The 7,757-nt window shown below is 62.6% G+C and carries 10 protein-coding genes and 1 tRNA gene; 5 read left to right on the top strand and 6 right to left on the bottom strand.

The window, feature by feature from the left end; genetic code table 11:
• Positions 1–218: 218 nt before the first annotated feature.
• Positions 219–395: a PRC-barrel domain containing protein gene (locus tag H8A95_RS40320; protein ID WP_229188084.1), complete on the bottom strand. Its 177-nt coding sequence runs from the start codon at positions 393–395 to the stop codon at positions 219–221.
• A gap of 284 nt (positions 396–679) precedes the next feature.
• Between H8A95_RS40320 and H8A95_RS40315 the strand changes: the two genes are divergently transcribed.
• From H8A95_RS40315 to H8A95_RS40305, 3 genes are all read left to right on the top strand, one after another.
• On the top strand, positions 680–961 hold the full coding sequence (locus H8A95_RS40315) for a hypothetical protein (RefSeq protein ID WP_229188083.1): 282 nt from the start codon (positions 680–682) through the stop codon (positions 959–961).
• Between the two features lie 22 nt (positions 962–983).
• Positions 984–1,289, top strand: a complete 306-nt coding sequence (locus tag H8A95_RS40310; RefSeq protein ID WP_229188082.1) for a YciI family protein — start codon at positions 984–986, stop codon at positions 1,287–1,289.
• Between the two features lie 116 nt (positions 1,290–1,405).
• On the top strand, positions 1,406–2,254 hold the full coding sequence (locus H8A95_RS40305; RefSeq protein ID WP_229188081.1) for a class I SAM-dependent methyltransferase: 849 nt from the start codon (positions 1,406–1,408) through the stop codon (positions 2,252–2,254).
• On the opposite strand, the gene pepT is transcribed toward H8A95_RS40305, so the two are convergent.
• Positions 2,255–3,511 carry a peptidase T gene (gene pepT / locus H8A95_RS40300; RefSeq protein WP_229188080.1) on the bottom strand — a complete coding sequence of 419 codons (1,257 nt, stop codon included), beginning with the start codon at positions 3,509–3,511 and terminating at the stop codon, positions 2,255–2,257.
• Positions 3,512–3,670: 159 nt separating this feature from the next.
• Positions 3,671–4,105, bottom strand: coding sequence for an HU family DNA-binding protein (locus tag H8A95_RS43995; RefSeq protein WP_338028071.1), 435 nt, complete (start codon positions 4,103–4,105; stop codon positions 3,671–3,673).
• A 195-nt stretch (positions 4,106–4,300) separates the two neighbouring features.
• Between H8A95_RS43995 and H8A95_RS40290 the strand changes: the two genes are divergently transcribed.
• A tRNA-Asp gene (locus tag H8A95_RS40290) sits at positions 4,301–4,377 on the top strand.
• Between the two features lie 145 nt (positions 4,378–4,522).
• Here the strand turns inward: H8A95_RS40290 and H8A95_RS40285 are convergent.
• Positions 4,523–4,708: a hypothetical protein gene (locus tag H8A95_RS40285; protein ID WP_229188079.1), complete on the bottom strand. Its 186-nt coding sequence runs from the start codon at positions 4,706–4,708 to the stop codon at positions 4,523–4,525.
• Positions 4,709–5,130: 422 nt separating this feature from the next.
• Between H8A95_RS40285 and H8A95_RS40280 the strand changes: the two genes are divergently transcribed.
• Complete coding sequence (locus tag H8A95_RS40280; RefSeq protein ID WP_229188078.1) at positions 5,131–6,009, top strand: class I SAM-dependent methyltransferase; 879 nt, start codon at positions 5,131–5,133, stop codon at positions 6,007–6,009.
• A gap of 52 nt (positions 6,010–6,061) precedes the next feature.
• Here the strand turns inward: H8A95_RS40280 and H8A95_RS40275 are convergent, their stop codons facing one another.
• Together H8A95_RS40275 and H8A95_RS40270 are read right to left on the bottom strand one after the other, a co-directional pair.
• Positions 6,062–7,363 carry a hypothetical protein gene (locus tag H8A95_RS40275; RefSeq protein ID WP_229188077.1) on the bottom strand — a complete coding sequence of 434 codons (1,302 nt, stop codon included), beginning with the start codon at positions 7,361–7,363 and terminating at the stop codon, positions 6,062–6,064.
• A gap of 165 nt (positions 7,364–7,528) precedes the next feature.
• The gene (locus tag H8A95_RS40270; RefSeq protein ID WP_163152467.1) at positions 7,529–7,720 is read right to left on the bottom strand and encodes a hypothetical protein; all 192 of its coding nucleotides are present in this window, start codon (positions 7,718–7,720) and stop codon (positions 7,529–7,531) included.
• Positions 7,721–7,757: the final 37 nt, after the last annotated feature.

Here is a 7,757-nt window from a genome sequence, read left to right as displayed (position 1 = left end):
TCGTTTACACCGAGAGGGTCGGGAGTTCGAATCTCTCGCCGCCTACCAGCCTTCGCACCTCACGGGCTTCGGCTGGGCAAGCCAGCCTTGGGCACTACTTCATCCCGTTGTTCGGTCCGCAGGGTGAAGGCTGTCGCGCCGAAGCTCGGAGAGCGAAGGCACACCGGCTCCCTCATCTCCACCGCCTATGGCTGAAGCATCCTGATCGTCGAGATCGGCTACTTCCCGATGTGCCCCCTGATCGATATGCGCAACCCGTGGGACTCGTCCAGAAACACGCTCTCGACAGTCCCCGCAGTTCCATCGGTGAGAACGGCAGCCCTTCCGACAAGCTCAGCCTCCACCTGCACATGCTCGCGCAGGATGACGATGGCGCGGTGCTTCACATACTGCAAAGCAGCCGCCGGCTGATGAGCTCTGGGCTGTAAGGCCAATGCTCGGCCCTCCATGAGCGCGTGGAGAGGGCGCGATCCCGGCCCTGGGGTAGTCTAGTGGGGCGGCCGGGACCGCGCTTGCTCCGCGCTGGCGCGCCAAATGTCATGCGATGGCCGATGGCGCGAAAGGTGCCGAAAGTCACGCTTTTGTCGCGGGCCGGATCGATCCGTGCCGGCGCAACGCTCTGGTTTGGCGCCGACGCCGCAGCGATGCTATTATCTCCGCCTAACCGGGAACTTGATGCATGCGCAAACTCGCCGCGATTTTTCTTCTCGCCATGATTGCCGGACCTGCATTCGCACAGTCGGATCACGTCCAGCGCTACCGCGAAGAAGTCGAGAAGTCGCCGGCCGATACGGCCAACGAGGCACGGCAGCAGCGGGCCTACCAGCGTGCGCTCAGCGGCGTGCCGGACCAGAAGCCGACCGATCCGTGGGGCATCACGCGCAGTGACGGGCAGGCCGCCCCCAAGGCGAATGCTGCGAAGACGAAGCAGGCCAAGCCGACGAGCGCAGCGGCCAAATGATCTCCGAGCGCGGACCTGGTCGATGAAGTACTACCTGTGCAAATTGACCGGACCGCGCCCGACCTTCCCGCAGGACATGACGCCGCAGGAAGCCGCGATCATGCAGGCGCACGTCGCCTATTGCGGCGAGCTGCTGCAAGCCGGCAAGGCGCTGGTCTTCGGGCCGGTCGCCGATCCTGCCGGCGTCTGGGGGCTCGGCGTGCTGCAACTGTCCGATGATGCCGATCCGCACGAGATCGTCGCCAACGATCCCGTCACCAGGGCCAATGCCGGATTCACCTATCAAGTGATGCCGATGCTGCGCGCTGCGACGCGCGAGAGCTGCTAAAGCATGATCCCGAACAGTGCGAAGCGGTTTTCCCTCGCGACAAACGCGAACGCGTTTGCGCGGAGATCATGCTCGCATACGAAACGACGGAAGCTCCTCAACAAGGTTTGGATCGCATGAACGCAGGCCATCCGCAAAACGCCGATCAGATTGCATATTGGAACGGACCGGGCGGTCAGCGCTGGGCCACACGGCAGGCCGCGCAGGACATCGTGCTGCAGCCGGTGCTCGACCTCCTGATCGATCGCGCCGCGCCGGAGGCCGGCGAGCGCATCGTCGATGTCGGCTGCGGCAGCGGCGCCACGACATTCGCGCTGGCGTCGAAGGTCGCGCCCGCCGGCCACGTGCTTGGCGTCGACGTCTCGGAGCCGATGCTGACGCGGGCAAGGCAAAGCGCGCAGGGATTGCCGGTCGAGTTCGCGCTTGCCGATGCGACCGTCTATCCGTTCGCCCGCGAAAGCTTTGACCTGTTGGCCTCGCGCTTCGGCGTGATGTTCTTTGCCGATCCCGCAGCATCCTTTGCCAATCTGCACAAGGCGATGAAGCCGACGGGCCGCCTTGCCTTCGCCTGCTGGCAGGAGCCGCGCGAAAATCCGTTCTTCATGGCGCCGCTGCAGGCGGTCTACAAGCACGTGCCGAAACTGCCCCAGCTCGGGCCCGAGGATCCCGGTCCGTTTTCGTTTGCCTCCGAAGCCCGGGTGAAGCGGATCCTCGGCGAAGCCGGCTTCTCCGGCATCGCGATGGAGCCGTGCAAGGTCGAGCTCGATGTCGCCACCGGACGCGGCATGGATGCGGCGATCCAGGGCGCGCTCGAGATCGGGCCGGCCAGCCGTGCTCTGGAAGGCCATCCGGATGAGGTGCGCTCCGCCGCGATCGCCTCGATGCGCGAGGCGTTGGCGCCCTTCGTCAAGGGCGATTCCGTGCTGCTGCCGGGCGCGATCTGGATCGTGACGGCGCGGGCCTGATCAGGCCCGCTCTTCCCAGATCATCGCGAGATGAACGATGGTCTGCACGGCCTTTTCCATGTCCTGACGGCTGACCCATTCGAGCCGCGAATGGAAAGCGTGCTCGCCCGCGAAGATGTTGGGGCAGGGCAGACCCATGAAGGACAGCCGCGAACCATCCGTGCCGCCGCGGATCGAGGTCTTGACCGGCGTCAGGCCGGCGCGCTCGATCGCCTCGATCGCGTAGGCGACGATCCGGGGGTGGCGATCGATCACCTCTTTCATGTTGCGGTATTGCTGCTTGACCTCCATGCGGTAGGTCGAGCGCGGATATCCCTTCATGACATCCTTCACGATGTCGTCGAGCAGCGCTTCCTTCTGCTTCAGGCCGGCCTCGGTGAAATCGCGCACGATGAAATCGATCCGTGCGTTCTCCAGCGCGCCCGAGATCGCGACCGGATGCAGAAAGCCTTCCTTGCCTTCGGTGGTCTCGGGCGAACAATGATCCTTCGGCAGGCGATCGACGATCGCGGCGGCGATCTTGATCGCGTGCTCCATCTTGCCCTTGGCGAATCCCGGATGGGTCGCGACGCCTTCGATGATGATGCTGGCGCCGTCGGCCGAGAAGGTCTCGTCCTCGATATGGCCGGCGGTCTCGCCGTCCATGGTGTAGCCGAAATCGGCGCCGAGCTTCTTGATGTCGACCTTGTCGACGCCGCGGCCGATCTCCTCGTCCGGCGTGAACAGGATCTTGATGGTGCCGTGCTTCACCTGCGGATTGGTGATCAGGAAATGCGCGGCATCCATGATCTCCCCGAGGCCGGCCTTGTTGTCGGCGCCGAGCAGGGTGGTGCCGTCGGTCGTGATGATGTCGTTGCCGATCTGGTCGGCCAGCGCCTCGTGCTCGGCGGTGCGGATCACCTGCGAGGCATCGGCCGGGAGCACGATGTCGCCGCCGGAATAATTCTTCACGACCTGCGGCCTGACGTTCTTGCCGGTGCAGTCGGGTGAGGTGTCCATGTGCGAGCAGAAGCAGATCACCGGCACCGTCTTGTCGGTGTTGGCCGGAATCGTCGCGTAGACGTAGCCGTGTGGATCAAGATGCGCGTCCGATATGCCCATCGCTTGCAATTCGGCGACCAGGAGGCGACCGAGATTCTTCTGCTTCTCGGTGGAAGGCGTGGTGGGTGAATCCGGGTCGGACTGGGTGTCGATCACGACATAGCGCAGGAAGCGCTCGGTGACGGTGTGCTTGAAGTCGAGAGCCGGTGCCAGCATGAAGACCGCGCAAGGGTGGGGGAACGGGAATAAAGCGCTTGGGCGAAGGTGTTCGCGCAAGCAAAACGCATCAAGACAGAACTCTATAACAGAAAAGCGCCACTCCGGGGCCGCGCACGAGCCGGAATGGCGCCTGATATCAACGGAGAGTTAAGAGCCTCAGACGGCTTCCTTCAGCTCCTTGGCGGCGCGGAAGGCGACCTTCTTGCTCGCCTTGATGTGGATCTGCTCGCCGGTTGCCGGGTTGCGGCCCATTCGGGCGGCGCGCTTGCGGACCTGGAGGATGCCGAGGCCGACGATGCGAATCCGCTCGCCTTTCTTGAGGTGCTTGGTGATCCGGGTGACCATGTCGGTCAGGATCGCCTCGGCCTGCTTCTTGGACAGCTCCTGCTCTTCGGCGATGGCCGCCGCCAGGTGCTTCAGCGTGATCGTCGCCGGGGTCGCTGCTTTCTTCGCCATGTGTGGCCCTCCTCGTTGCTGAATGGCTGGATTGCTGCTTTCACGCGAATGGCGCGCCGTTCGCGTCGGGAAATTGTGTCCGGAGAGGTCCTGAAAACCGCCGGTTCTGGGAACGGGCAGCGCCCGGCCGGCCACAGGAAACCCAGACGTATCAGGCCTTATTCGATTCGGGGCTTTGCTGACACCACCGTTTCCCCTCAAAACAGGCGACAACTCGCGCCCGCGGCGTAAAAATGGCTGTGCTGTGCAGGGATCCGCAACGTGCTTGACTATCGGGATGCGGGCCTTTATGCCCTCGATCCTGCGCGGATCAATCGACGATCGGCATCCGCGGGAGTAGCTCAGTTGGTTAGAGCGCCGCCCTGTCACGGCGGAGGCCGCGGGTTCGAGTCCCGTCTCTCGCGCCAGTCTTATCAAGCACTTAGCCCAAGTTCCGGATTTGAGACGTGTCACGCGGCGCGCCGCCATGACACTTTTGAATGCGCCTTTGCCCGGGGCGCCGGCACGCATCATGGAACGCGAGAGCAACCCTGCGCCGACGCTCGCGATCGGTCAGACGATCTCGATAGCCGGTTCGCTCCCGGCAGTCGCGTGATCATCATTCACGCGTGCAATCTGGCATTCCGCCACGCCTGACACGATTAGCCACGTATCCGGCTTCGCGCCTTCTCCAATCACGACCGTTGCGTCCTGATCCGGGAGTGCCTGGAGCACCTGGATGAGCTCGCGGACTTTCATCGACATGCTTCCTGGAGGCTGGCCAACTGGTTCGCCGCGCACACCAGCATCACGTGAGCCGATGCGGTAGTGACTATCGCCATCCAGACCAGTGAGAAACGGACGTGCGGCAGGTCTCGGTTCATCTCCGCAGCGTAACGCGCGAGCCTGACGCCAACCTTACCCGTGTGACGGCTGAATTCGGTCACCGATGCGCTGCGCACCGAACGGATCAAATACTGCGGATAGGCATCGTTCTGAATCGCTCCCGGTGACAGCGGTCACAACGACTTGGAGCAGAACGACATCAGCGGTTCCATCGTCTTCCGGAACTCACATGCTTTCGATGCGTCTTAAAGTTGCCGGAGAAACGAGACAGTCTCGAACTATGCAATTGGCGCGGGCGAGCGCTGATGAAGCGGCCATAGCACGGAGGCGTGTCGATGAACTGGAGTTCGTGGCTCAACGAATACTACAACGACGAACTGGAAAAAGCGGATGCCGCCTGCCGAAGGGGAGAGTCGGTATACGAGGCACTCAAATGGATCGACGATCCGTATCTGTGGAATGTGCTGCTCTGGAAGGAATATGATGGCTTCAAGGCGATCAAGGCCGCTATTCCCGATCCACCGGATGCCGGGACCCAGAAAAACTGGAGCGGTCGTTCCGGAATGGAGCTCGGTGCCGCCGTCATCGAAACCTATCGTCTCCTGCACGACAAGCTCAGGCGTCATCTGGACAAGCCATTCGATGAGTGCTCGGTGCTGGACTATGGTTGCGGCTGGGGGAGTGTGCTCCGCTATTTCATGAAGGACGTGCCGCTGCGCAATCTGCACGGGTGCGATCCTCACAAGGGCATCATCCAGGTCGCGCAACGCTCCAACCCGGGCGCCGATATCGTGGTGTCGGACAGCCTGCCGAGACGTCTTCCGTTCAACCAGAAATTCGACGTGGCGTACGCCTTGTCGATCTGGACACACCTCTCGCCTGCTGCGAGCGAGGTGTGTTTGGACGCGGTCCACGCCTCTTTGGAGAATCGTGGTCTGTTTCTGCTCACCATTCGACCGCCGGCATACGCATTCTATGAGCCGATCTCCAAATTGCCTGGCTGGGATCAGCAAAAAATCGCGGAGACCGTGGCGCGAGACGGATTCTACTTCTATCCCCAAAGCTATCCGGTCGACGGCGAAATGACCTATGGCGAGACGATCATTTCCAAACGGTACATCGAGACGCACTGGACCGACCGCTTTGATCTTATCGACGTCGGCATGAACGGGATATCGCCGTATCAGGGCATCATCGTGCTTCGAAAGAAGTGAGGCACGTCTTCAGTTTTTCGGCAACGTCGGGCCGCGGCAGGATGCGAAAAAATCAGGCCGCGACACCGACGACATTGATGGGCAGCGTTGACTGTCGCCGATGACGCGACGCTGCCGCCTGCTGTTCGGGCGTCAGCCACCACAGCAGGAACAGCAAAGCAACCCCATTCGACAGCAGGCCGGTCGTGAGCGGCACGTTCATGATCGCCTGAACGGCGATGCCGGACGACACCGCGATGAAGCGCGGCGGGAGATGGCGCGAGACCATCGATCCGATCGACAGGATCAGGCCGCACGCCAGCGCCGACAGCGGGGCGAGCGGAAGGCCGACCGATGCGATGCCCTCGGTGGCGAGGAAGGAGGCATTGAAATTGCCGTTGCGATAGATCGCTCCGAGCGTCGGGCCGAGCTCGCCATACGGGCAGGCGGTCGCGTGGCGCAGGACGGTGATCTGGCAGAACCAGGTGAGCTCACGATGCGCAAAGAAGTCGGCGTAGTGATCAAGCGCGAGCGAGGGGATCGCGAGGAAGCGCAGATTGATGGCGCTGAACAGGACATAGTTTCTGTCGGCGGCGAGAACGAAGAAAGCCAGAAGGCCGATGATCATCGGGATCAGGAATGCGAGCACCGTGGCGAGCCGCGGGTTGAAGCGGCTGAACAACCAGAACAGAAACGGCAGCCAGATCGGCAACAGGAGGACGGTCTTGTTGTTGACGACTGGATAGAAGTAGAGCGCAAGCAGCAACACGCCGGCCGCCGCGATCCATCGGCGGCGCGATGCGAAATGCGCGAACAGATACGGCAGAACCGCGCCGATCATGATTCCGGTGAGATAGTTCAGCAGCGCCGGCCGCACGACGGCGTTGCGGGCAGCGCCATAGGGATTGCCGAGATTGGCACCGTAGGAGATGTCGCCGATCAGCACGGCGAAGGACGACACCAGCAGCAGCAGCGCGACACGCTCAATGGTGGCGCTCGACAGGTCGGGCCGCCAAAGATGGATATTCTGGAACATCAGCGGGATGATCGCTGCGGCCAGCGCGGCAATCATGGCCCAGCGGGCGGTGGCGTGCGGATAATCGAATTCGCTGAAGAAGCTGAGCCACACGAAGCCGAACACGGCCGACAGCAGCGAGAAGCCCACCAGATAACCGAAGCTGAAGCGTGCTGCGACAAACGCCGGGATGAAGACGACCATGACGGCGGTGCCAAGCACGGCCTCCACCGTCACGTCGGATCGCCAGACGTGCATCGCCGGGAAGGTGTGCCCGCAGGCGATCAACGAGCCGACGCTGAGGACGAAGAACCCGAGGATCGTGATCCCGACAACCAGGTCGTCGCGCGTCAATTTCATCGGCCAGTCCGAATCGAAAGCGGGCTCGCAGTTAGCCAGCCGGCTCCGGACGAAGCAAGTCAAGCAAAGTTAAGCGACGTCCCGGTCCATGTTGTTGTGTTTCCGCCGGACGGTCTGTCACCGCGGCGCCGCATTAGGTTCACAGACAGCAACAGGTTGCCTTGATCAGGCAAAGAAGGCGGCGACAGCGTTCAGGTCGGATTGGCCGGGAACGTCGCCGCGCAGATTGGCGTCGATGATGCGGCGGCAGGCGTCCACCGTCGGGGTATCGCCCAGTTCGTTGGCAGCCTCGAGGATCGACCAGACCGTCTCCATTGGAACGTCGTTCTGCATGGTTGCCTTCGGATCTGACAGCATCGGCGGTGCCGGGGGCTAGAATTCGAACAGGTCGCGG

Source organism: Bradyrhizobium oropedii (assembly GCF_020889685.1).
Taxonomy (GTDB): Bacteria; Pseudomonadota; Alphaproteobacteria; order Rhizobiales; family Xanthobacteraceae; genus Bradyrhizobium; species Bradyrhizobium oropedii.
The sequence above is the reverse complement of the archived record's forward strand: the minus strand, read 5'-3'. Positions and strand labels throughout refer to the sequence as shown.